The sequence below is a fragment of the Actinomyces sp. oral taxon 849 str. F0330 genome, assembly GCF_000239715.1.
In the GTDB taxonomy this organism is placed as follows: Bacteria; Actinomycetota; Actinomycetes; order Actinomycetales; family Actinomycetaceae; genus Actinomyces; species Actinomyces johnsonii.
The window spans coordinates 185,209-207,898 of the sequence record NZ_JH470352.1 but is presented as its reverse complement, the minus strand read 5'-3'; the positions used below and the strand labels follow the sequence as shown (position 1 = coordinate 207,898).

At 66.3% G+C, this 22,690-nt stretch carries 19 protein-coding genes and 3 tRNA genes; 13 read left to right on the top strand and 9 right to left on the bottom strand.

The genetic code is table 11. The features are described from left to right. The first annotated feature begins 56 nt into the window (after positions 1 to 56). Together HMPREF0975_RS08320 and HMPREF0975_RS08315 are read left to right on the top strand one after the other, a co-directional pair. A complete protein-coding gene (locus tag HMPREF0975_RS08320; protein ID WP_009233702.1) occupies positions 57 to 713 on the top strand; it encodes an SIMPL domain-containing protein in 657 nt (218 codons plus the stop codon). A 213-nt stretch (positions 714 to 926) separates the two neighbouring features. Then, on the top strand, positions 927 to 1,328 hold the full coding sequence (locus tag HMPREF0975_RS08315; RefSeq protein WP_009233701.1) for an STM3941 family protein: 402 nt from the start codon (positions 927 to 929) through the stop codon (positions 1,326 to 1,328). A 136-nt stretch (positions 1,329 to 1,464) separates the two neighbouring features. On the opposite strand, the gene HMPREF0975_RS08310 is transcribed toward HMPREF0975_RS08315, so the two are convergent. The 6 genes from HMPREF0975_RS08310 to HMPREF0975_RS08285 all read right to left on the bottom strand — a co-directional run bounded on the left by HMPREF0975_RS08310 (position 1,465) and on the right by HMPREF0975_RS08285 (position 3,772). Next, positions 1,465 to 1,546: transfer RNA gene (locus HMPREF0975_RS08310), tRNA-Leu, on the bottom strand. 123 nt (positions 1,547 to 1,669) lie between these two features. Next, positions 1,670 to 2,146, bottom strand: a complete 477-nt coding sequence (bcp, locus tag HMPREF0975_RS08305; RefSeq protein ID WP_009233700.1) for a thioredoxin-dependent thiol peroxidase — start codon at positions 2,144 to 2,146, stop codon at positions 1,670 to 1,672. Positions 2,147 to 2,399: 253 nt separating this feature from the next. Next, complete coding sequence (locus HMPREF0975_RS08300) at positions 2,400 to 2,615, bottom strand: hypothetical protein (RefSeq protein ID WP_009233699.1); 216 nt, start codon at positions 2,613 to 2,615, stop codon at positions 2,400 to 2,402. A 282-nt stretch (positions 2,616 to 2,897) separates the two neighbouring features. Next, positions 2,898 to 2,973 (bottom strand) — tRNA-Lys (locus tag HMPREF0975_RS08295). A 49-nt stretch (positions 2,974 to 3,022) separates the two neighbouring features. Further along, positions 3,023 to 3,095 (bottom strand) — tRNA-Lys (locus tag HMPREF0975_RS08290). A gap of 173 nt (positions 3,096 to 3,268) precedes the next feature. Further along, positions 3,269 to 3,772, bottom strand: coding sequence for a hypothetical protein (locus HMPREF0975_RS08285; RefSeq protein WP_009233698.1), 504 nt, complete (start codon positions 3,770 to 3,772; stop codon positions 3,269 to 3,271). 139 nt (positions 3,773 to 3,911) lie between these two features. Here HMPREF0975_RS08285 and HMPREF0975_RS08280 point away from each other — a divergent pair, with 139 nt between their 5' ends. Together HMPREF0975_RS08280 and HMPREF0975_RS08275 are read left to right on the top strand one after the other, a co-directional pair. Then, positions 3,912 to 4,832 (top strand): ATP-grasp domain-containing protein, encoded by a 921-nt coding sequence (locus HMPREF0975_RS08280; RefSeq protein ID WP_009233697.1) that lies wholly within the window; start codon positions 3,912 to 3,914, stop codon positions 4,830 to 4,832. Between the two features lie 87 nt (positions 4,833 to 4,919). Next, positions 4,920 to 5,294, top strand: a complete 375-nt coding sequence (locus tag HMPREF0975_RS08275) for a YccF domain-containing protein (RefSeq protein ID WP_009233696.1) — start codon at positions 4,920 to 4,922, stop codon at positions 5,292 to 5,294. A gap of 37 nt (positions 5,295 to 5,331) precedes the next feature. On the opposite strand, the gene HMPREF0975_RS08270 is transcribed toward HMPREF0975_RS08275, so the two are convergent. Continuing rightward, complete coding sequence (locus tag HMPREF0975_RS08270; RefSeq protein WP_009233695.1) at positions 5,332 to 6,672, bottom strand: amino acid permease; 1,341 nt, start codon at positions 6,670 to 6,672, stop codon at positions 5,332 to 5,334. A gap of 151 nt (positions 6,673 to 6,823) precedes the next feature. Between HMPREF0975_RS08270 and mmuM the strand changes: the two genes are divergently transcribed. The 3 genes from mmuM to HMPREF0975_RS08255 all read left to right on the top strand — a co-directional run bounded on the left by mmuM (position 6,824) and on the right by HMPREF0975_RS08255 (position 9,028). Beyond that, positions 6,824 to 7,801 (top strand): homocysteine S-methyltransferase, encoded by a 978-nt coding sequence (gene mmuM, locus HMPREF0975_RS08265; protein ID WP_009233694.1) that lies wholly within the window; start codon positions 6,824 to 6,826, stop codon positions 7,799 to 7,801. 83 nt (positions 7,802 to 7,884) lie between these two features. Then, positions 7,885 to 8,403, top strand: a complete 519-nt coding sequence (locus HMPREF0975_RS08260) for a PadR family transcriptional regulator (RefSeq protein ID WP_009233693.1) — start codon at positions 7,885 to 7,887, stop codon at positions 8,401 to 8,403. Then, on the top strand, positions 8,393 to 9,028 hold the full coding sequence (locus HMPREF0975_RS08255; protein WP_009233692.1) for a GyrI-like domain-containing protein: 636 nt from the start codon (positions 8,393 to 8,395) through the stop codon (positions 9,026 to 9,028). Before HMPREF0975_RS08260 ends, HMPREF0975_RS08255 begins: the two co-directional genes overlap by 11 nt. Here HMPREF0975_RS08255 and HMPREF0975_RS08250 read toward each other — a convergent pair. Then, positions 9,025 to 11,715, bottom strand: coding sequence for a DEAD/DEAH box helicase (locus tag HMPREF0975_RS08250; protein WP_009233691.1), 2,691 nt, complete (start codon positions 11,713 to 11,715; stop codon positions 9,025 to 9,027). The genes HMPREF0975_RS08255 and HMPREF0975_RS08250 overlap by 4 nt on opposite strands. A gap of 150 nt (positions 11,716 to 11,865) precedes the next feature. Between HMPREF0975_RS08250 and HMPREF0975_RS08245 the strand changes: the two genes are divergently transcribed. The 6 genes from HMPREF0975_RS08245 to HMPREF0975_RS08220 all read left to right on the top strand — a co-directional run bounded on the left by HMPREF0975_RS08245 (position 11,866) and on the right by HMPREF0975_RS08220 (position 20,871). Then, positions 11,866 to 13,653 carry an oleate hydratase gene (locus tag HMPREF0975_RS08245; RefSeq protein ID WP_009233690.1) on the top strand — a complete coding sequence of 596 codons (1,788 nt, stop codon included), beginning with the start codon at positions 11,866 to 11,868 and terminating at the stop codon, positions 13,651 to 13,653. A gap of 126 nt (positions 13,654 to 13,779) precedes the next feature. Then, positions 13,780 to 15,324 carry an alanine/glycine:cation symporter family protein gene (locus HMPREF0975_RS08240; RefSeq protein ID WP_009233689.1) on the top strand — a complete coding sequence of 515 codons (1,545 nt, stop codon included), beginning with the start codon at positions 13,780 to 13,782 and terminating at the stop codon, positions 15,322 to 15,324. Then, positions 15,321 to 16,775, top strand: a complete 1,455-nt coding sequence (locus HMPREF0975_RS08235) for an alanine/glycine:cation symporter family protein (RefSeq protein WP_009233688.1) — start codon at positions 15,321 to 15,323, stop codon at positions 16,773 to 16,775. The genes HMPREF0975_RS08240 and HMPREF0975_RS08235 overlap by 4 nt, the downstream gene beginning before the upstream one ends. A 5-nt stretch (positions 16,776 to 16,780) precedes the next feature. After that, positions 16,781 to 18,256, top strand: coding sequence for an alanine/glycine:cation symporter family protein (locus HMPREF0975_RS08230; protein WP_009233687.1), 1,476 nt, complete (start codon positions 16,781 to 16,783; stop codon positions 18,254 to 18,256). A 170-nt stretch (positions 18,257 to 18,426) separates the two neighbouring features. Continuing rightward, entirely contained in the window at positions 18,427 to 20,022 is a 1,596-nt protein-coding gene (locus HMPREF0975_RS08225; protein WP_009233686.1) for an alanine/glycine:cation symporter family protein, read from the top strand. Positions 20,023 to 20,046: 24 nt separating this feature from the next. Next, positions 20,047 to 20,871 (top strand): fumarylacetoacetate hydrolase family protein, encoded by an 825-nt coding sequence (locus HMPREF0975_RS08220; protein WP_009233685.1) that lies wholly within the window; start codon positions 20,047 to 20,049, stop codon positions 20,869 to 20,871. 36 nt (positions 20,872 to 20,907) lie between these two features. Here HMPREF0975_RS08220 and HMPREF0975_RS08215 read toward each other — a convergent pair whose 3' ends face one another. Next, the gene (locus tag HMPREF0975_RS08215; RefSeq protein ID WP_009233684.1) at positions 20,908 to 22,137 is read right to left on the bottom strand and encodes a MalY/PatB family protein; all 1,230 of its coding nucleotides are present in this window, start codon (positions 22,135 to 22,137) and stop codon (positions 20,908 to 20,910) included. Positions 22,138 to 22,690 lie beyond the last annotated feature (553 nt).

The window sequence follows — 22,690 nt, the reverse complement described above, 5'->3', positions numbered from 1 at the left end:
CTTTCGACAGACCGACGCCTCTTGAAATCATCGTTCTTGATCGGAAGAAGCTGAGCATGGTGACAAACATCTTCGTCAGGGAAAGTGTCGATCACTACGAACCGCCCCAGCGGGCCACAGTCCACTTGGATGTGAGGGGCACAGGGCTGAACCGCGAACATGTGCGCGCTCAAGTGTCTGACGTGCTGCACCAGGTGCGGGCGCAGATAGAGTCATTGCATGATAAGCAAGAAGGCCCTGTCACATGGTTCGCCGTATCGAAAGCCCGCACGTGGTCATGGAAGGATGATGACGGCGTCAAATTCTCCGAAGAGGTCGGTGTGAAGGTGAAGTTCTGCGATTTCTCCCGCATGGGGGCGTGGATGAATTCCGTGCTGGCGTTTAAAGGGGTGCGTGTTTGGACGATAGAGTGGTCGGTGACTGAGCGTCGCAAGAAGGAACTCGAGACCTGGTTGCGTCAAAAGGCGGTGCGCTCAGCAAAAGACAAGGCGGAACAGTATGCTTCTGCTCTCGGCCTGCACGTCAGTTCCGTCAAGACTGTTGCGGATGAGGGTTTTCTGGAGAAAAATACTGCTGGTGGAATGTCAAGTGTTGTGGCCAGTCGGGGCGGCGGAGGGGCGGGATACGGGAAGGCCTCTTCTGACGCCTACCAGTTCACGCCGGAGGATGTTCGCATGAGTGCATCGATCGAAGCGGAGTTCCTGGCTGAGTAACCTATTCAACCTCTTTGTAGATTCTGTAGAGTCTGTCAGGTCCGGAATGGGTGTAGAAGGATTTAAGCCTCCTTGTTCGATGTGGCCTTTTGCTTCTAGCGGCATCGCGGTGTCGATAGGGCTGGAGAGTTGTTTCCTTGTGCCCGGACGCGTGCTCATCGTAGGGTGAGTTGAATGTAGATGATCTCGCGTCACAGGAGGTGTGGACGAGTCATGGGTATCGATGCTGATCGAGTAAGTCGACAGACCGAGCAGCTGCGTAGTACCGACGTGCTGGTAGTTCCAGAGTCTCCCTCCCGTCAGTGGGGAATGCTCCTGGGATGTGTCGTCTTCACCGTGCTGAGCGTCGGTTTGCTCACACTCGCCAACCAGTCGGACTCCTCGCTTCAATTCATGGTGGGCGGGATTGCGGGTGTCGTCTTCTTCGGTGTCGTCGGAATCCCCGTCGTGGTGAGGAAGATCCTCCGTCGCAGCCGGCTGGTCGTCACTCCCGGAGGGCTGCGTCTGGAACGGCGCTCCGGCCAGTCCTATGTTGTCAACGAGTCCGCGCGTTGGACGGACATCGCCGAGTTCTTCGGGGAGCAGATCAGTTCCGGAGGCGGCCCCAGGGCGTAGTGCTCCAACAGGCGTACCGGTACTACGGCGGTAGTCGGGCAAGCGACGGCTGGAACGGACCGGGGCGATAGTCCCGCAACCATCAGGGCCTTGTGTGCCGCGACGACGGCATAACGACGTCGGGTCCATATATTTGTGCGCGAGAAGGGATTCGAACCCTCACGCCCGAAGGCACCAGGACCTAAACCTGGGGCGTCTACCAATTCCGCCACTCGCGCTGCAACGCATCCACTCTACCGACTCCAGCGCGAACTTCCGAATACGGCGGCCGCCGCGCCCGTACTGAAGGGAGCCGAGTTCAGCGTCTCCGGGGCCACGGGGCCTGCCGGGTGACCGGCTCTTCAATCAACGCCGAGCGCAGCCCGTAGACGCTTGACATGCCCTGTCGCCCGGACGTTGTACTGGGCCAGCGTCACGGTTCCGTCGGGCGCCACCACCACGGTCGAACGGATGACGCCCGTGTAGACCTTGCCGTAGTTCTTCTTCTCGCCCCATACGCCCCAGGCTTCCATCACGACGTGGTCGGCGTCCGACAGCAGGGGGAAGGGCAGGTCGTGGCGGCTGGCGAACTTGGCCTGAGCGCTCACCGGGTCAGGGGAGATGCCGACGACGGCGTAGCCGGCCGCCTTGAGCCCCTCCATGGAGTCCCTGAAGTCGCAGGCCTCCTTGGTGCAGCCCGGAGTACTGGCCTTGGGGTAGAAATAGACGATGACGCCCTTGTCCGTGCCGGCGAGAAGGTCGTTGAGGGCCACGGAGCGGCCGTCCTGGTCGAGCAGGGAGAATTCCGGGGCGTGGTCACCGACGGCGAGCTGGGTCATAGGTCCTCCTTGGGAGCCTGGGCGGATGCTCTCATCCTCGCATCGTTCCCGGTGCCTTCGGCAGTGGATTCGGTGAGTTAGTTTCGTGATCTGGCGAACGTTGTTCTCAGTTCCATCGCATTGTCCGGAACCTTTGGCAGCCCGGTTCGGCATCATCGCGAGGACGGTGGCGGCGAACCGAATGATGAGGTCGGGGCGCGCCGCAGCGAGCCCCGACCTCATCGAATCAACTATCTTGTGCGCCGCGCCCCGATCAGGCGGCCCGGGAGAGCGACTGCTGGGATGCCCTCTGAGCTGCGTCCAGACGTTCCAGCGCACGCTCAAGCCGGGACGGTGAGGCGGTTGCTCCCAGCGAGGCGAGCTCGACGCGCGCGGCGAAGAGCTCGCGGTCGGCACCATCATGGGCCTCGGGGGCACCGGCCGCTGGCTCGGCGGTCAGTGCGGTAGTGGTGTGAATGCTGTGTGTCATACGTATTCCCTCGACTTCCTTCGACGTCGTCGGCCCATGAGGGCCTGGCCGCAGCGGGCGGTGCGATCAGGCATACCTGTACACCGATGTTCTGCGGGCAAAGACTTCTGGCGGCGCGGCCGATTCGGACGGCCGCACTGTGTTCGCGAGGGGAGCGGGAGTCGACGAGACAGCGGATTTCGAGCGTATCTCAGACCCATGCCGCAGGCGGGCGCGGACTGATCGCCTGCGTGCTTGTGCTGTAGCGCCTCGGAACCATCCCGAGTACGCAGTCGCCCCTCGTGGTACACCGCCAGGGACTTGAACCCTGAACCCGCTGATTAAGAGTCAGCTGCTCTGCCAATTGAGCTAGCGGTGCTCGGCCTGTGACGGCCGATGCTTCCCGTCCTGATGAGGCGGAAGAGCCGTACACCGCCAGGGACTTGAACCCTGAACCCGCTGATTAAGAGTCAGCTGCTCTGCCAATTGAGCTAGCGGTGCTTCACCACAACGATGTCATTTGACGTGCATTCGCCGGGCGACGGAGGAATACTTTACGGATGGAGGAGGGACTCGTCCAGCCGGAATCCACGAAACCAGCCTATTGTGTGGCAAGTCTCAGGGGCTCTCGGGCGGGTGCAGTTAGCTTCGAGTCTTCCGGGGGGCTGCCTCGTTCAGCTCGGCGGGCGGTTCTCTCGATCCTGCCGGCGACGGCGGACATCGGCGGCGCGGATGCGGTCCCGTTTCGACGCCGTGGATTGCGGGCGCGTCTTCGGCGGCGCCTTGGCCGACCGGCTTCGGCCTGCTTTCCTGGCTCGCCCGTCCTTGCCGCTCATAGAGCTCCCGTTCGCCGTCGTATCCTCGATACGGCCGGTACGCGACCACTGTCGGTACTGGTTCAAGGTGACCGTCTGTTCCTCATCGAGGCGGCGCCACAGGGGCAGATCGAGTTTCTTGCGATCGCGCACGCGAGTGCCGAGGGTCCAGCCCGCCAGCATCACCAGGGCGACCACTATCCCGCCCCAAACGCTGCTGCGACCCGCACGAGCGCCGGTGAGCAGGGAGACCGTCCCCGCGAGCAGGCCCGCGACGATGATGGTCACGACGACGATGGAGGCCATCGACGCCCAGTAGCGCTGATTGGCAGTTCTGAGTGGTTTGCGGGGGGCGGCGGTCATCCCAACATTGTGGCACCCGCTCGTGTGCGTTCCCCCGATCGGCCCGATCAGGGGCTCTGCTTCGTGTGGGCACGGGTGCGGTTGGGCGTCACATGCCGGCGGCTCTCGCCGAGCCGCCTTGCGCGGTAGCGTGGGCCACATGAGCGACCCGATCGTGACGCTGGCGACTTGCGCCGACTTCCCAGAGCTTGACGACGACGACCGCGGCCTGCCCGATGCTCTGCGTGCGCGCGGCATCGAGCCGAGGATCGCCGTATGGAACGATCCCGACGTCGACTGGGGCCAGTCCGGCACGGTCGTGCTGCGCAGCGTCCGCGACTACGCCGCCAAGGGCAACTACTCCAACTTCCTCCAGTGGGCTCGCTCGGTGCCCAGGCTGACCAACCATCCCGACGTCGTCGCCTGGAACTCGGACAAGCACTACCTCACTCGCCTGGGCGAGTGGGAGGTGCCCATGATTCCGACGGCCTGGCTGGAGCCGGAGGCGGGCTACTCCAAGCACCAGGTCCACACGCGCTTCCCCGCTCACGGCGACTTCGTCGTCAAGCCGGCCATCTCCTCGGGCGGGCGCGGAACGGGACGCTACACCGCCACCGACGCCTCCTCCCGGTCCGCCGCGATCAACGATGCCATGCACCACCTGCGCCGCGGACGGACCGTTATGGTCCAGCGGTACCTGGAGGAGGTGGACCGCAAGGGCGAGGTCTCCCTGGTCTACTTCAACGGGGTGCTCTCCCATGCGGTGGAGAAGGCTCCGATGCTCCACCCGTCCTTTAAATCGACTGATGAGATCCATGAGGAGATCGTCACCGCGCGGGAGCCCAGCGAGCAGGAGTGGCTCTGGGGCGAGCGGGTGCGCAAGGCCATCCATGCGCTTATCAAGGAGGTCTCCGGGCGCGACATACAGTTGCTGTTCAACCGCGTCGACGTCGTCGGAGACGGTCGGGGCGGCTTCTACCTCATGGAGGTCTCACTGATCGACGCGGGCCTCTATTTGGGGGCTGCCCCGGAGGCGCTGGACAACTTCGCCGATGCCATCGCCCAGCGCGTCCTGTGGTGAGCCGCCCGGCGCCATGCTCGCCAGGTCCGGGTATCCTTCTGGCGGGTCGCCGCCCCGGCGACCGGGAACGGTGAAGGGAGCCGGTTCATGCGCACACTGCTCAACATCATCTGGGTCGTCTTCGGCGGGTTCTGGCTCTTCCTCAGCTACCTCCTCTTCGGCCTGATCGCCTGCCTGCTCATCGTCACGATCCCCGCGGGCGTCGCCTCCTTCCGCATCGCCTCCTACGTGCTGTGGCCCTTCGGGCGCGAGGTGGTGCCCGCGCCCGGGGCAGGTGCTATGAGCGGGATCAGCAACGTCATCTGGTTCCTTGTCGCCGGGCTCTGGCTGGCCATCGGCCACGTCACCACCGCAGCCGCACAGGCCATCACTATCGTCGGGATACCGCTAGCCGTGGCCAACATCAAGCTCATCCCGGTCACTTGTTTCCCCTTCGGCAAGCAGATCGTCGAGTCCAGCTAAGGCCTTCCAGAACGGCGGCGCATCCGGCAGCCCGCTTTCAAAGGCCGATCCGACGGTTGGCCCCCCAGTAACCGACGTAGCAGACCACCAGGAATGCGGCGGTGATTCCCAGGGCCGGCCGCTGTTCGGAGTCGAAGACGATGAGAAGGCAGGATGCCGCCGACAGCGTGAGCGCCGCGATCGACACCCAGGGGTACCCGGGAGCCCGGTAGGCCAGGTCGTCAAGGCTGCGGCCCCCGGCGACCCAGCGCCGTCGGAAGGACAGGTGGCAGGCGGCGATGACCACCCACACCAGGACGACGGCGAGCCCCGAGACGGACACCAGGACCAGGTAGACCGTGGATGCCGCGTAAGTCGAGGTCAGCAGGGCTGCGAGCCCGCCGACCATGGACAGGCCCATCGCCAGTGCCGGCACCCCGAAGCGGTTGGTACGGGCCAGGACCTTGGGCAGAGTGCCCTCGTTGGCCAGCGACCACAGCATGCGGGTCGAGGCGTAGAGGCCCGAGTTCGCCGCGGACAGGATGGCGGCCAGGATGACGACGTTCATGAGGTCCCCGGCGTAGGGCACGCCGATCCTGGACAGGACCGTCACGAAGGGACTCTCCTCGACTCCGGCCTCCTTCCAGGGGATCAACGCCGCGATGATGACGATCGAGCCGATGAAGAAGATGACCAGGCGGGCGAGCGTCGCACGGATCGCCCGGGGGATGGTGGTTCCCGGGTCCTCCACCTCTCCCGCCGTGATGCCGATAAGCTCGGTCCCGGAGAAGGCGAAGTTGACCGCCAGGATCGTGGTGAAAACGGCGCCGAAGCTGTTGGGGAAGAGCCCGTCCCTGTACAGATTCGTCAGTCCCAGCGCCGCGCGATGGCCCTCGTAGGGCAGCAGGCCGATGATCGCGGCCGTGCCCAGAACGATGAACAGGATGATCGCAACCACCTTAATCCCCGACAGCAGGGTCTCCGCCTCGGCGAAGACCTTGACAGAGACCATGTTGAGCACCAGGACCAGGGTGATGAAGGCGGCAGCCCACACCCACACGGGAACGCCCGGGAACCAGCCGTACATGATCATGGCGGCGCCGGTGAACTCGCTTCCCAAGGCCACCGTCCACGTGAGCCAGTACAGCACGGCGGTCACGAACCCGGTGGCGGGCCCCAGATACTGACGGGCATAGACGTGAAAGGCTCCGGTGAAGGGCATCGCCACGCTCAATTCCCCCAGGCACATCATGACCAGGTAAACGATGACGGCGCCGATGGAGTAGGCCAGCACAGTTCCCAGCGGACCGGCCTGATTGATCGTGTAACCGGTGGACAGGAACAGCCCCGTACCGATGACTCCACCAAAACTGATCATCATGAGATGACGCCGATTCATGCGGCGCTCCAACGCCGTGATATGGCCTTGTCTGTCGGGGGCGCCGGCTGGCGAGGCGGCCGACGTGCTGGCCGCCTCACGAGATTCTTCTACGGGAGCCATGATCGGGACGCTACCGGTACCTCCGGGAACCATCCGATACCGTGTCGCAATGCGAACGTCCTCGGCATCCACCACGTCCTTGGAGCGCAATCCGGTCCGGCTGTCCGATCTTCTGTCTCGCGGCCCAGTCGTCCTGGATGGGGCGATGGGCACAGAGCTGGACTCCCGCGGCGTCGACACCCATGACCCACTGTGGTCGGCCCTCGCCCTCACCACTGCCCCCGAGGCCGTGCGCCAGGTTCATACCGATTACCTGAAGGCCGGTGCCCGCGTCATCACCACCAACACCTACCAGGCAACGCTTCCGGCCCTGCTGCGGGCGGGGCATGACGCTCACCGCGCCCGGGAGGTCATCGCGGCCGGGGCCCGTCTCGCCGGGGAAGCCGCTCGTCGCTTCGAGGCGGAGCACCCCGAGGCGCAGTTGCTCATCGCCGGGGGACTCGGGCCCTACGGCGCCTACCTGGCCGACGGCAGCGAGTACACCGGCGTCTACGATGTCGGAGCCCTTGACGCCCCGGTATTCCGGGACGTGCACCTGCCCCGTATCGAGATGCTGGCGGGGGAGGGGATCGACCTGTTCGCCTTGGAGACCCTGCCGCGCCTGGACGAGGCGCAGGCGCTGGTCGGCGCGGTCGAGGATCTCGCTGCCGAATCCGAATGCTGGGTTTCCTTCCAGGTTCGGCCCGATGGCGCCCACCTGGCCGACGGCACCCCGCTCGCAGAGGCGGCGGCCTGGGCCGCCGATCAGGAGACGGTCGTCGCTGTCGGCGTCAACTGCGTGGCCCCCGACGTCGTTGCCCGGGCGCTGCCGGTTCTGCGCGAGGCCACTACCAAACCGCTGGTGGCCTATCCGAACTCAGGCGATCTCTACGACCCGGCGACCAAGACGTGGAAGGCCGGGGAAGAAGGGGACGGGCTCGCGGCCCTGGCGCCCTCCTGGGGCGCCTCCGGGGTTCGACTCATCGGCGGCTGCTGCCGTACCCGCCCGGCACAGATCCGCGAGCTGGCCCACGCCTTAAGCGCGTAGGGCAGCCGCCTTAGGCTCGAGCGACCCCCTGAGATGCGGGAGGATCGGTTTGCCCACCGTTACTCTAGTGCTAGAGTAAGAGTATGACCTCCGACGCCGACATCGTTGTTCTCTCGCTTCTTGCCGAGCAGCCGCGCCACGGCTACGACCTCGATCGGACCATCGAGCAGCGCGGCTACCGCCAGTGGACCTCCCTGGCCTTCTCCTCCGTCTACTACGTTCTGAAACGACTGGCAGAACGAGGGCTCGTCGAACCCGACGACGGTTCCACAGGACGCCGCACCGTCTTTCGCATCACCGACGCCGGCTGGCGTGAGCTGAGCGAGGCCTCCAGTGAACGAGTCCTCACTCCGGCCCCGCCCACCGCGGGCGTGCTCCCGGCGATCTGCGCCTATCCCCGGCTCAGCGCCCCCGAGCTCATGGCCTCGCTGTCACAACGCGCCGAGGCGCTCCAGGAGAGGCTCGACCAGCTGCGCGGGCTGCGCGCGCAAGTTGATCAGGAGCACGCCCTGGCCATCTTCGACTACGAGATCCTGCGCCAGGAAGCGGATCTCACCTGGACCCGCACCCTTCTAAAGAAAGCAGACAGTGATGAGGACTGACATCAAGAAAGACCGCAAGGACCTGTATCAGCCGGCAGCGGCCGACTTCACGGAGGTGGACGTACCGGCCATGACCTACCTGGCCATCGACGGCCACGGCGACCCCAACACCTCGCCCGCCTACGCCGCCGCGATCCAGGCACTGTACGCGGGCGCCTACGCGATCCGCTCCGCCCTGAAAAAGCGCACTGGTGACGACTTCGTCGTCGGGCCCCTCGAGGGGTTGTGGACGAGCGCCGACAACTCCGCTTTCATCGCCCGCGACAAGGGAGAATGGGACTGGACCATGATGATCCCGCTGCCTGACGCGGTCTCGTCGCAGGACGTCGACGAGGGCCTTTATCAGGCCTTGCGTAAGAAGCCCGAATTGCCGATCGGTGAGCTCCGAGAACTCCGGTTTGCCGAGGGCAGGTCGCTGCAGATCCTCCACGTGGGCACCTACGACGATGAGGCCCCCACTCTGGCGCGTCTGCACGACGAGGTCATGCCGAGACTCGGGCTCACCTGGAACGGCCCGCACCACGAGATCTACCTCAGCGACCCCAGGCGCGTGGCGCCGGAGAAGATGAAGACCGTCCTGCGTCAGCCGGTCAGGTCCGAAACCGCCGCCGAGGAGACGGGCTAGCCCTGCTGCGGCCCCACGGACAGCAGGTGGACGACCGCGCGCTCGTCCCGGTCGCACTCGGCCAGGTCCACCAGGGCCGTCAGGCGCCAGTCGTGGTCGCCATCGGGATCCTCCAAAACCTGCGTGGCCAGCCACACCTGCCGCCCGGAGGCCTCCAGGGCGTCGCGCAGGCGCTCACTGACCCCGGCAGCGGCCAGTGCCGTCTCATCGGGGGCCTCATCGAGCGGCGCCAGCGAGATCGCCCGGGCCGAGGTGTCCGTGCCGATCCAGTCGTATTCGTCCCAGTAGCGGCCTAGTACCTCGTCCCAGCGGTCCTCGCCCCAGCCGGAGGAGGCGTCCAGGCGCCCCAGGGCCTCGACGTCGTCACGCGCCATGAGCTCGACGCGCCGGAACATCTCCCGGCGCACCGCGACCCGGAAGGCGTGACGGTTGCGGGTGAAGGCCACCGTCCCGTCCTCGCCTGCGCCGAAGGCCCGCTCCACCCCGGATGAGTCGTCCGCGCCGGGACGGTCGCCATCGAGCAGGCCGGCGACTTCGCCCGCCTTGCCCGCCTGGACCTGGCCGAGCGCCTCCCACTCATCGAGCAGGGAGGAGTCGACGGCGCGCACGAGGGCACCCAGCCAATCGATGAGCTCAGTGACCTCGGGCGTGCGGTGCTCCTCGGGCACGACCTGGCGCAGCGCGCGGTAGGCGTCGGTGAGGTAGCGCAGCACCACGCCCTCGCTGCGCCCCAGATCGTAGCGGGAGATGAGGTCGGAGAAGGTCATCGCGTTCTCCACCATCTCGCGCACCACCGACTTCGGCGCCAGCTCGTGCTCGGCGATCCATGGGTTGGCCTGCTTATACATCTCCAGGGCGGGAGTGAGCAGCTCGGCCAGGGGCTGGGGCCAAGTCACTTCCTCCAGAGCGGCCATGCGCTCCTCGTAGTCCATCCCCTCGGCCTTCATCGCGGCGATCGCCTCCCCGCGGGCGGCGCGCTGCTGGGCGTAGAGCAGCGGGCGCGGGTCGTCCAGGGTCGCCTCGACGATGCTGACGACATCGACCGTGTGCTCCGGGGCATCCACGTTCAGCAGATCCATGGCTGCCAGCGCGAAGGGCGCCAGAGGCTGGTTGAGGGCGAAGTCAGCCGGCAGATCCACGGCCAGACGAAGCCGGGGACGCCCGTCGGCGGCGGCCTGGGCGCTGGAGACGTGCGTGACAACGCCCGCCGTGCGCAGGGACAGGTAGATCTCCAGAGCGCGGCGCACGTGCCGGCGCCGCTGGCCCTCGGGCTCGTGCGCGCGCTCCAGGAGGCCCGCCATCGCCGCCACCGGGTCGCCGACGCGCTCCATGAGGTTCAGCACCATCGTGGTGGTGACCTGGAACTGGCTGGTCAGTGTCTCCGGGGCCGCGTCGCGCAGCCGCTCGAAGGTCTTGTCCGTCCAGTTGACGCGCCCCTCGGGGGCCTTCTTACGCACGATCTTGCGGCGCTTGCGCTCGTCGTCGCCGGCCTTGGCCAGTGCCTTGGCGTTCTCGATGACGTGCTCGGGGGCCTGGACGATGACGTAGCCGCGGGTGTCGAAACCGGCACGCCCCGCCCGCCCTGCGATCTGGTGGAACTCACGAGCGGTGAGGTGACGCTCCTTGGAACCGTCGAACTTCACCAACGAGGTCATGACCACCGAGCGGATCGGCACATTGATCCCCACCCCGAGCGTGTCCGTGCCGCAGATGACGGACAGCAGGCCCTCGTGGGCCAGGCGCTCCACCAGCCGCCGGTAGCGCGGCAGCATGCCCGCGTGGTGCACGCCGATACCGGCGCGCAGCAGCCGAGAGAGCGTGGCTCCGAAACCGCCGCCGAAGCGGAAGTCACCCAGAGCCCGAGCCACATCCGCCTTGCGGGACTTAGGCACCAGGTCCACGCTCAGCAGGGAGGTGGCGCGCTCGATCGCCTCCTTCTGGGAGAAGTGGACGACGTAGACCGGAGCCTTGTCCTGACCCACCAGGCGCTGAAGGAGCTCGCCGATCGGCTCGACGACGTACTCCATCTCCAGGGGAACCGGCCTCACGGCGTCGTCGACGACGGCCACCTCGCGACCCGTGCGCTCGCGCAGGTCCCGCACGAAGAAGGAGACGTCGCCCAGCGTGGCCGACAGCAGCACCATCTGCGCCTGGGGCAGCTCCAGGAGGGGCACCTGCCAGGCCCAGCCGCGCTGAGGGTCGGCGTAGTAGTGGAACTCGTCCATGACGACGCAGTCCACATCCATGTCCTCGCCCTCGCGCAGGGACTGGTTGGCCAGGATCTCCGCGGTGCAGCAGATGATCGGGGCGGCGGCGTTGATGGAGGTGTCCCCGGTGACCATACCGACGTTATCCGCCCCGAACAGGCGCACCAGCTCGAAGAACTTCTCACTGACCAGGGCCTTGAGAGGGGCCGTGTAGTAGGAGCGGCCCCCGCGGGCCAGAGATGCGGTATGGGCGGCCAGCGCGATCATCGACTTGCCCGAACCGGTCGGGGTGGCGGCAATGACGTGGCGGTCCTGAAGGATCTCTGACAGCGCCTCATCCTGGTGCGGGTAGAGGGGACGGCCGGTCGTCTCCGCCCACTGGGAGAAGGCCAGGTAGACCTCCTCGGGCTCGGGGACGCGCTCGGGATCGTCAGCCGGGATGAGGGCGTCGAGCATCGCGTTCAGTGCGGGGGCCGTCATGGCGACATGGTCTCACGGAGGCGCTGCGGCGGCGGGTCGAGAACCAGGAGGCAGGCCTACAGTGTGAGTGCCCGTACCTGCCGACCGTCGCCGCGCTGGCGTTCACGGACACGTCGACAAATGACATCCGGCTGCTCCCAGGAGGAGACCATGACAAGAACCGAGCGCACCTACCAGCGGACCTACCCCGTCTCACCGGACGGGAACCCGTTCGTCCACAACAATCTCGGCCTCTACACCCAGAACCACCCCGTGCCGCCGGCCGATATCGCCGAACGCAGGGCCTACCTCGTGGGTTCGGGCATCGGCGCCCTGCTGGCCGCGGCCTTCCTCATCCGCGATGGGCGTATGCCGGGGTGCAACATCACCGTCCTGGAACAGCTCGCCGTCCCCGGCGGCTCATTTGACGGCGCCGGGGACACCGACAAGGGCTTCATTGCTCGTGGGGGCAGGGAGATGGGCCAGCACTTCGAGTGCTTCTGGGACATCATGCGTGAGATCCCGGCGCTGGAGATGCCCGAGCCCTACACCGTCCTTGACGAGTTCCGCACTGTTAACGAGAACGATCCCAACATCGATCCCTGCCGGGTGATCCACCACCGTGGGCATTGTCGGGACACCTACAAGATGGGGCTGAACAAGAAAGGGAAGCACGCAGTCATCAAGCTTCTGATGGCCAAGGAGGAAGTGACCTACGGCAAAACCATCGAGGACTGGTTCGACGCCGATTTCCTCGCCTCGAACTTCTACACGCTGTTCAAGACGATGTTCGCCTTCCAGCAGTATGAGTCCCTCACCGAGATGAAGCGGTACATGCACCGCTTCCTTCAGTACTTCCCCGGGTTCTCCGATCTGTCCTGTTTGCGCTTCTCCCGCTACAACCAGTTCGAGTCCTTCATCTTGCCGTTGACCCGTTGGCTGAAGGACAAGGGCGTGGTCTTTCAGTACGACACCTGTGTCGACGACCTGAAGATGATCATCACCTCCGGGCGCAAGGTGGTAACCGATATTCGTTTCCATCGTGCTGATGGACAGGAGGGAACTATCGACGTCGCCGAAAAGGACCTTGTCCTGGCCACCATCGGTTCGTGTACCGAGTCCACCGGCTACGGCGACATGGACACCGTCCCTCCCTTCCTCACTGACCAGCCCGGAGGCGCCTGGACACTGTGGCGCAACCTTGCGAAGAAGTCAGCGGTCTTCGGCCGCCCTGACGTGTTCTGCTCCGATCCCCACAAGACCGTATGGGAATCCGCCTCCTTCAGCTTCATCGGGGCCGACCATCCCTTCTTGAAGAAGATCTATGAGCTCACCGGCAATGACCCTCTGTCGGGCCGCACGGTTACCGGCGGTATCATCACCGCGGAGGACTCAGGCTGGTGCCTGTCACTGACCATGAATCGTCAGCCCCAGTTCCGGGCTCAGCCGAAGGACTGGGGTGTGGCCTGGGCCTATGGTCTCTATCCACACGCCCTGGGGAACTGTGTGCGCAAGCCGATGATCGAGTGCACTGGTGAGGAGGTCCTGAAGGAATACTGCTACCACTTCGGCCTTATCGGTCAGTTCGAGGAGATCAAAAAGCGCACCAAGGTTCGCCTGGCGACGATGCCCTACATCACCTCCTTCTTCATGCCTCGACGCGCCGGGGACAGGCCTGAGGTGATTCCGGATGGCTGCGTCAATCTCGGCCTTCTCGGGCAGTTTGTTGAGACGCCCGATGACTGCGTCTTCACAACCGAGGGATCGGCGCGCACGGCGATGATGGCCGTCTACGGGCTGCTCGACCTCGACCGAGACGTTCCCCCGATCTGGCCTGCCCAGTACGACGTCCGTGCACTGCTGGCGGCTGCGAAAACGATGAACGATGGCAAGCTCCCCGGCGAGAAGGTTCTGAACCGCTTCCTGCGAGGCACGTACTACGAGGATATCCTTCCCTGACCGGGCCGGGCAGAGGGCGGCTCGGCAAGACGACGGTCGAGGGATTCGCTATGACGAAGGGGATGATTCGTGAGAGCATGCGGGCCGTCCCCTCCTGCTGCGACACCGTGAAAGGCCGAATCTCCCATGGAAGCCCTCGCCGCTCAGCTTGAGGCGGTCTCGGACTGGATCACGCTCCACATCACCATGTGGGTGCTTGTCGGTACCGGGATCCTGCTGACCATCCGTACCGGCGCCGTCCAGCTGCGCCGTCTGCCGGACATGCTCCACCAGGTGGCCGGATCGCGTTCCGGTGCACAGGGAGGCATCTCCTCCTTCCAGGCCTTCACGATCTCCTTGGCCGCTCGCGTGGGTATCGGCAACGTCTTCGGCGTGGCTGCGGCCCTCATCTTGGGCGGCCCTGGTGCGATCTTCTGGATGTGGATCGTGGCCCTGGTTGGCATGGCCACCGCCTTCTTCGAGGCGACCCTGGCCCAGATGTTCAAGGTCCGCCACACCGACGGCTCCTTCCGCGGCGGCCCCGCCTACTACATGGCCAGGGGGATGCGCAGCCGGGCCCTGGGCGTCGTCTTCGCGGGGCTGACGATCTTCACCTGCGGCTTCTCCATCATCATGGTCCAGTCCAACGCTGTCGCCGGTGTCATCGGCCCGGGTTCTCCGCTCAACCTGCCCCCGAGCGTCGCCGCCGCGGTCCTGGTGGGGCTGGCCGCCCTCGTCATCCTCGGAGGGGTGCGCCGGGTCGCCCGCGTCACCGAGTGGATGGCGCCGATCATGGCCCTGGTCTACGTGGTCATGGCCATCATCATCGTCGGCCTCCACATCAGCCGGCTCCCGGGCATCCTGGCCACCATTGTGGGCTCGGCCTTCGGCCCCTACCCCTTCGCCGGAGGGGTGACCGGAGGCATTATCGCCGCCCTGACCAACGGAACCCGCCGTGGCCTGTTCTCCAATGAGGCCGGACAGGGCACCGCGCCCTTCGCGGCCGCCACCGCGACCGTCGCTCACCCGGTCCAGCAGGGGCTCATTCAGTCCCTCGGCGTGTTCGTCGACACCATCATCGTGTGCACCGCAACCGCCTTCATCATCCTGGTCTCCGGCGTCTACAGCCCCGCCCTCGTCGAGGCCGGCACTCTGACACCCGACGCCGCGGGAACCTTGACCTCCGACGCCGTCGCCGCCACCCTCGGCGGCTGGACCGCCGTGCCCATGACCATCGTCATCTTCGTCCTGGCCTTCTCCTCCATCATCGCAGCGGCCACCTATTCCGAGGTCTCCATGACCTTCATCTCCGAGCGGCCCGCATGGCGATGGCTGCCCCGACTGGTCTCGGTGGCCTCCACCGGCCTGGGCGCGCTGGCCACCCTGACCGTCGTGTGGAACACCGTCGACATCACCATGGCCGTCATGACACTGACCAACCTGGTGGCCCTCATCTGGCTCGCCCGCTGGGGCGTGGGAGCCCTCAGGGACTGGGACGCCCAGCGCGCGGCGGGACGAACCGCCCCCCTGTTCAACGGCATCGGCAACCCGCACCTTCCCGGGGACCTGCCCGGCGACGTCTGGACCGGTGAGAGAGCCAGCCTGGCTGAGGCGGACGGAACCGCCGCCGACGTTCCCGCAGCCACCCCGGCCAGCAGTCAGCCGGCCGCCTCGACAGGAGCCGACGCATGAACCTCACCAACATCGAGAACCTGCTCAACTCCGTTGACGACTTCTTCTACACCTACCTCCTCGCCGCTCTTCTCATCCTGGCCGGCATCTACCTGACAATGCGCACCTTCGGGGTGCAGCTGCGCCACTTCGGCACCATGGTCAACTCACTATCCGGGTCGCGCTCGGGTGCGCACGGAGGCATCTCCTCCTTCCAGGCCTTCGCCGTGGGGCTGGCCGCCCGAGTCGGCATCGGTAACATCGCCGGAGTCGCCCTGGCCGTCGTGGCCGGTGGCCCCGGCGCCCTGTTCTGGATGTGGGTCGTCGCCCTCATCGGCATGGCCACCAGCTTCGTGGAGTCCACGCTCGCACAGATCTTCAAAGAGCGAGGACGAGACTTCACCTTCCGCGGAGGCCCCGCCTACTACATCAAGAACGGTCTGGGATCGGCCCTGTGGGGCAAGGTCTTCGCCGCCCTGTGCATTGTCTCGGTGGGTGTCACCGTGGTCATGGTGCAGACGAACTCACTGGCCCAAGTCATGACGGCCACCGTCCCCAGCCTCTCGGGCTGGATGGTCGGAGTCTTCCTCGTCCTGCTGACCGCCCCCGTGGTCCTGGGCGGAGTGCGCCTCGTGGCCCGTGTCGCGGAGTGGTTGGCCCCAATCATGGCACTGGCCTACGTGCTCATGGCGGTGGTGGTCATCCTCCTCAACGTGAGCCGGCTCTACGATGTCTTCTGCAGCATCCTCATTGGGGCCTTCGGTCTCGATCAGGCCTTCTTCGGCACCGCCGGAGGAGTCCTCGCGGCGCTGCTCAACGGCGTGCGCCGCGGCCTGTTCTCCAACGAGGCCGGTCTTGGAACCGTCCCCAACGCCGCCGGTACCGCCACCGTCGCCCATCCTGTGCGCCAGGGACTCATCCAGTCCTTCGGCGTGTTCGTCGACACGATCCTCGTGTGCACAGCCACCGGCCTGCTCATCCTGTTGACCACCGACACCTACCGTCCCGGGGACGATTCCTTGGAGGGAGCGATCCTCACCCAGCAGGCCGTCGTCGAGCATCTGGGGTCCTGGACCACCTGGCCCATGGTGGTGCTCATCTTCGTCCTGGTCTTCTCCACGGTTCTAGGCTGCTACTCCTACGCGCAGGTCAACGTCAACTTCCTGGGCGGAGAGCGCCGGGCCGAGCAGGTCTTCGGGATCCTCCTGACCGCTGCGGCCTTCGGTGGCACCGTCCTGACCCTGCCCGTCGTGTGGGCCCTGTCCGACATCGCCCTGGGGCTCCTGGGCGTGCTCAACCTCGTCGTCATCATCCGTCTGGCACCCTGGGTCAACGGGGCGCTGCGGGACTTCGAGAACCAGCGCGCCCAGGGCCTTACCGAGCCGACCTTCGTCGGTCACGGCAACTCCCTCCTGCCCGGAGACGTGGTTCCCGGGGTCTGGGAGCCCGACGACGTGGCGAAGCGGGGTTGATCACGATGACTGCATTGGCGCACGCCTCGTGGCTGGACCAGCTCGACTCCGCTCTGGCCACCGTCTCCGACCTGCTCTACTCCTGGGTTCTCATGTGGCTGCTGGTGGGAGCCGGCATCTTCTTCACCATCAGAACCCGGGGCGTCCAGCTGCGGCACACCGGAGCCATTGCGGCCTCGGTGGCGGGCTCCCGCGACGGGCGCCACGGTGGGATCACCTCCTTCCAGGCCTTCGCCGTCGGACTTGCCTGCCGGGTGGGAACCGGCAATATCGTCGGAGTCGCCCTGGCGCTCATCATGGGCGGGCCCGGTGCCGTGCTGTGGATGTGGCTCGTGGCGATCCTGGGGACCGCTACCGCCTTCAGCGAGGCGACGCTCGCCCAGCTGTTCAAGGTGCGCCGTTCGGACGACACCTTCCGCGGCGGTCCCGCCTACTACATCTCCCGCGGACTGCGGCTGCCGATTCTGGGCGCGGTGTTTGCCGTCCTCTTCCTCATCGCCAACGGCCTGGTCATGCCCATGGTGCAGGCCAACGCCATCACCGCCTCTCTGCAGGGCGCCGGCGGCCTGTCGCCGAGTCTGGGGGCCGTCCTCGTCGTGGCCCTCACCGCTCCGGTTCTCCTCGGAGGCCTGCGCGCCATGGCCCGGGTGGCCGAGTACCTGGCCCCGCTCATGGCGCTGGCCTACCTGGTGCTGGTCCTGGCCATCCTTGTCACCCACCCGGTTCAAGCCTGGGAGGCGCTGCGCTCCATCATCGAGGGCGCCTTCGGCATGCGCCAGGGATTGGGCGGCTTGGCCGGGGGAGTGACGGCGGCGCTGCTCAACGGCGTGCGCCGCGGCCTGTTCTCCAATGAGGCGGGGTTGGGAGGCGCCGCCTGCGCCGCGGGCTCGGCCACCGTGAGGCACCCGGTCCAGCAGGGATTCATCCAGGCCTTCGGGGTCGTGGTGGACACTCTGTTCGTGTGCACGGCGACGGCGCTGGCGATCCTGGTCGCCGGAGCCGGCGTCTTCCGGCCCGGGACGACGGCCAAGGAGACCGCGGGCACCCTCACCCAGGACGCCATCGCTCACCTCGTGGGGGAGTGGAGCCGTTGGCCCATGGCCCTGCTCGTCGTGGTGCTGGCCTACACCACCATCATCGGGGCCTTTTCTTACGCCCAGGTCTGCCTGGATTACCTCACCGACCGCCCCTGGGTATCCCGAGCCCTCCAGATCGGCGCCGTCGTCTGCGCCGGGGTGGGAAGCGTGCAACAGCTGACCACCGTGTGGACCTTGGCGGATGTGCTCTTGGGCGCCGGCGCCATTATCAACCTCATCGCACTCGTGGCGTTGAGTCGATGGGTCGCTGGCGCTCTGAGAGATTGGGAGGCGCTGCGAGGCTCCTCGACGCCGAATGAGGAACGGGCCGTCTTCCGGGGAGACTCCGAGCACCTGCCGGCCGCCTTGCCGGCAGGAGCATGGGAGAGTCCGGTCAGTCGGTAGACCAAAGGCGTCACCGAATCGAAACACTGTGTCCGTAGCCTTCGGGACTACGGTGCACCATCCGTCCCCTCACAAGAGGGGCTGATCGGGCAATGAAGCGCGTCGCCGCACTGACTGCGCCTATCGCCCGCCTTACCTGCATCGTCATCCCACTCCATGGAGGTTCTCACGTGCAACCGGTTCTGGCTCCCCTGAACAGTGCCGCATCCAGCGGAGGCAACGGCTGGATCGACTCTCTGGAGTCCTTCTTCACCGCTGGTGCGGACATTCTGGACAAGGCCTCCGGCTACTTGTTCCTCTACCTGCTCGCCTGGCTCCTTGTTCTGGGAGGCCTCTACTTCACGGTACGAACTGGTGCGGTGCAGTTCCGTCTTTTCCCCCACATGGTGCGGGCCATCACCTCCTCCCGGGGCGGCAACGAGGGAGGCATCTCCTCCTTCCAGGCCTTCGCCGTCGGCCTGGCCTCCCGGGTCGGTACCGGCAACATCGTGGGCGTGGCCATCGCCATCACCATGGGCGGCCCCGGCGCGATCTTCTGGATGTGGATCGTGGCCCTGGTGGGCATGGCGACCGGATTCATCGAGGCCACTTTGGCCCAGATGTACAAGGTCACCCATCCCGACGGCTCCTTCCGCGGAGGCCCCGCCTACTACATCCAGCGCGGCCTGGGATCCAAGACGGCCGCTCGGGTCTTCGCCGTGGTCATCACCTTCGTCTTCGGCTTCGCCTACGAGGCGACTCAGGCCAACACCATCGCGGCCACCATGAAGAACACCTTCCATATCGAGCCGTGGATGACCGCCGTCGGCCTGGTCGTCATCACCACGCCGATCATCTTCAAGGGCATCAAGTCGGTGGCCGCCGTCTCCGAGTGGCTCGTACCGATCATGACAGTGGTCTACGCCCTCATCGCCCTGACCATCCTGGTGCTGCATGTCGGCGCGATCCCGAGAGCCATCGTCTCCATCTTCGAGGGGGCCTTCGGACTCAATCAGGCCTTCGCCGGAACCGCCGGCGGACTCTTCGCCGCCGCGCTCAACGGGGTCAAGCGAGGCCTGTTCTCCAACGAGGCCGGTGAGGGATCGGTCCCCAACATCGCCGCCACGGCGACCGTCCCCCACCCCGTGCAGCAGGGATTCGTGCAGTCCCTGGGCGTCTTCGTCGACACGATCGTGGTGTGCACCGTCACCGCCCTCATCGTCCTGCTCTCCGGGGTCTACGATCCGATGGCCGCCAAAGCCGATCCGGGCACCGCGAACGCTGCCGCCAACACCCTGACCTCCGCCTCCGTCACCCACGTGCTCGGCGGCTGGGCGCAGTACCTCATGGCCATCATCATCTTCGTCTTCGCCTACTCCTCGCTCCTGGGCAACTACACCTACGCCCAGGTCAACATGGACTTCCTCCAGGGCAGGCAGCACAAGCACTACGCCCTGCGGGCCATGATCATCGTGGCCACCGCCGTCGGCTCCCTGTCCACCCTCACCTTCGTGTGGAACCTCTCCGATCTGGTCATGGGCGCGATGACCGTCATCAACATGGTCTCCATCCTCGCGCTGGGAGGCTGGGCCTTCGGAGCCCTGCGCGACTGGGAGGCGCAGCGCCGAGCCGTCCAGGCCGGGCAGAAGGAGGAGATCCGCTTCATCGCCACTGACAACCCCTACCTGCCCGGCGATCTCCCTGGGGAGATCTGGGCCGTCGACGGTCCCGCCCACGCCGCCATCCTGGAGCGTCGCGCCGCGCTGGAGGAGGCATCGGGCGACTGATCTCGACGGGCTAGGCTGGCCCCCATGAAGATCGCACGATTCTCCACCGGCGACGAGCCCCGCTACGGAATCGTCCAGGGCCTGCCTGACGACGAGGTCGCCTCGGGCGAGTCCGAGGGGCACCTTCTGGTCCTCAGGGGCGACCCCCTCTATTCCCTGCCCGAGGCCACCGGAGAGGTCGTCGAGCTGCGCGACGCCCGCCTCCTGTCTCCGGTCATCCCCCGCTCCAAGGTCGTGGGCATCGGGAAGAACTACGCGGACCACATCGCCGAGATGGGGGAGGTCGAGCCGCCTCGGGCCCCGGTCGTCTTCCTCAAACCCAACACCTCCGTCATCGGTCCGGACGCCCCGATCGTCCTTCCTGCCTGGAGCGACGAGGTCCACTACGAGGCCGAACTGGCCGTTGTCATCAAGACCCTCGCCAAGGACGTCCCCGCCGACCACGTCGACGACGTCATCCTGGGTTACACGGTCGCCAACGATGTCTCGGCCCGCGACCGCCAGCGCGCCGAGCCGCAGTGGGTGCGGGCCAAGGCCTTCGACACCTCCTGCCCCCTGGGGCCCTGGATCGAGGTTCCCGAGCCCGGCCGCGCACCCGTCTTCTCTCCCGACGATGCCGTAGTACGTGCTCGGGTCGACGGTCGTCTCGTCCAGGAGGGGCGCACGGCGGACATGATCCGCGCGGTCCCCGAGCTGGTCTCCTACATCTCGACGATCTTCACCCTCCTGCCCGGTGACGTCATCCTCACCGGCACGCCGGCGGGGGTCGGCGAGATCCGGGCCGGTCAGCGCGTCGAGGTCGAGGTCGAGGGAATCGGCTCGTTCTCCAACCCGGTAGTGCGCCGCTGAGCCGACAGCGTCGGCTGCGAAGGGGAATCCTCGGGATCAGGAGGGGACGGTACGCGGCAGGCGGCGGACCGCGTCGCTGATGCGGTGCATCGCCTCTTGCGCGATGTGCCGGCCGGTGGCCAGGTTGAGTCGGCAGAACCCCGACCACGCCTTCCCGAAGGTCGCGCCCTCGCTCATCGCGACTCCGGCCTCCTTGCGGAAGAAGCGCGCTGGCTGCTCCAGGCCCAAGCCCCGGCAGTCCAGCCAGGACAAATAGGTCGCCTGTGGGAGGGTCAGCTCCATCCCCTCGATGCCGGCCAGGGCCTCGCCCGCCATGTCGCGGTTGGCGCGGATGTAGTCGCATACCTCGCCCAACCAGTCCCGCCCGTCGCGCAGCGCCGCAACGGTGGCCAGAGCGCCGACAACGGAGGCCTTGGCCTCGAGATGGGCAGTGCGCGCATCGGTCTGCCATTGCATGCGGGCCCGGCCGGAGGCGATGAGCTGCGCGCACTTCAGGCCCGGGATGTTCCACCCCTTGGACGCGGCCGTCGCCGTGAACGTCAGATCCGGGTCTGCGCCCGGACGGGAGGCGTAGGGAACATGAACCAGTCCGTCGTCGAGCACCAGGGGAGCGTGGATCTCGTCGGCGAAGACCGCAACCCCGTAGGACGATGACAATGCTGCGACGGCGTCGAGCTGGGTGGCGCTGAGCACCTGCCCCACCGGGTTCCACGGGTTGCACAGGACGAGCAGCCCGGCCCCCGCGGCCATGGCGGACTCGATGCCGTCAAGGTCCAGTTCCCAGTGAGGAGAACCGTTCTGGGACTGCCGCCTCGGAGAGGGAACCTCGATGCAGGTGCGGCCGTTGTGGCTGGGAATCTCGAGGAAGGGCATGTAGGCCGGGGTGGGGACGATGACAGGCGAGTCCTCACGAGTGTGAGAGGCGATGACCGCGCTCAGTGACGAGAGCACATCGGGCAGCAGACTCACCTGCTCGGCCTCCACCTGCCAGCCGAAGGTCTCATGCTGGTAGCGGGCCGTTTCCTCGCGGACCGCCTGGGAGACCGAGGGAGGCATGTAACCCAGCAGGCCGTCGCGCACCGCCCCGAAAATGGCCCTCTCGACCGCGGGAGCTGTCCCTAGGTCCATCTCAGCGACCCACGCCCCGATGACATCGCCGGGATACTGGGACCATTTAAGCGATCCCCGCTCGCGCATCTGCTGCGGAGTCAGGGAGTCGAAGACCCGGGTCAGAGAGTCGGGACCGTCGGCCGAGGAGATAACCATGGGCGGGATTCTACGGGAGCCGCTCGGCACGGTCCGCTGTGGGTGGCAGCCCCGGCGTACAGCTGAGGGCCGGTGCCGCGGTCGCTCTTCGAGTCGCCCGAAGAACCGGCCTCATCCATGTCCGCGGGTCCTGGGACGGTGACAGTCGTGTCCTTCAGGAGATCGTCGAGAACTACGGTGGAGTACTTATCGCTGGGACAGATGAGTGCGGCAATGAGTAAGGTCAGCTTCTTGATGGTTGTGAACGCCCTCAGGTGCTCCGTGGCCCGATAGTCCTCGCCGTCCTTACCGGTACAGGTCCATTCCGGTCTCTTGGTCCCAATGGGATTGTCGGGGAAGTCCTTGACGGAGACCGAGTCAACCTGCGCGGGTTTGAAGTTCACACTGGTGGCGCTTTGAGAGAACTTCTGCAGCTCGTTGTGTGCTTGCAGGTCGGTTTCCCCTTGGTCGCCGGAGGCACTGGACCGGGACGTGGGTGATGCGCGCGTCCTCCTGATGCGCGGTAGCGCCGGGACGGACAGGGCAACGCTGAGCCCCATCATGAGGGGAGCCC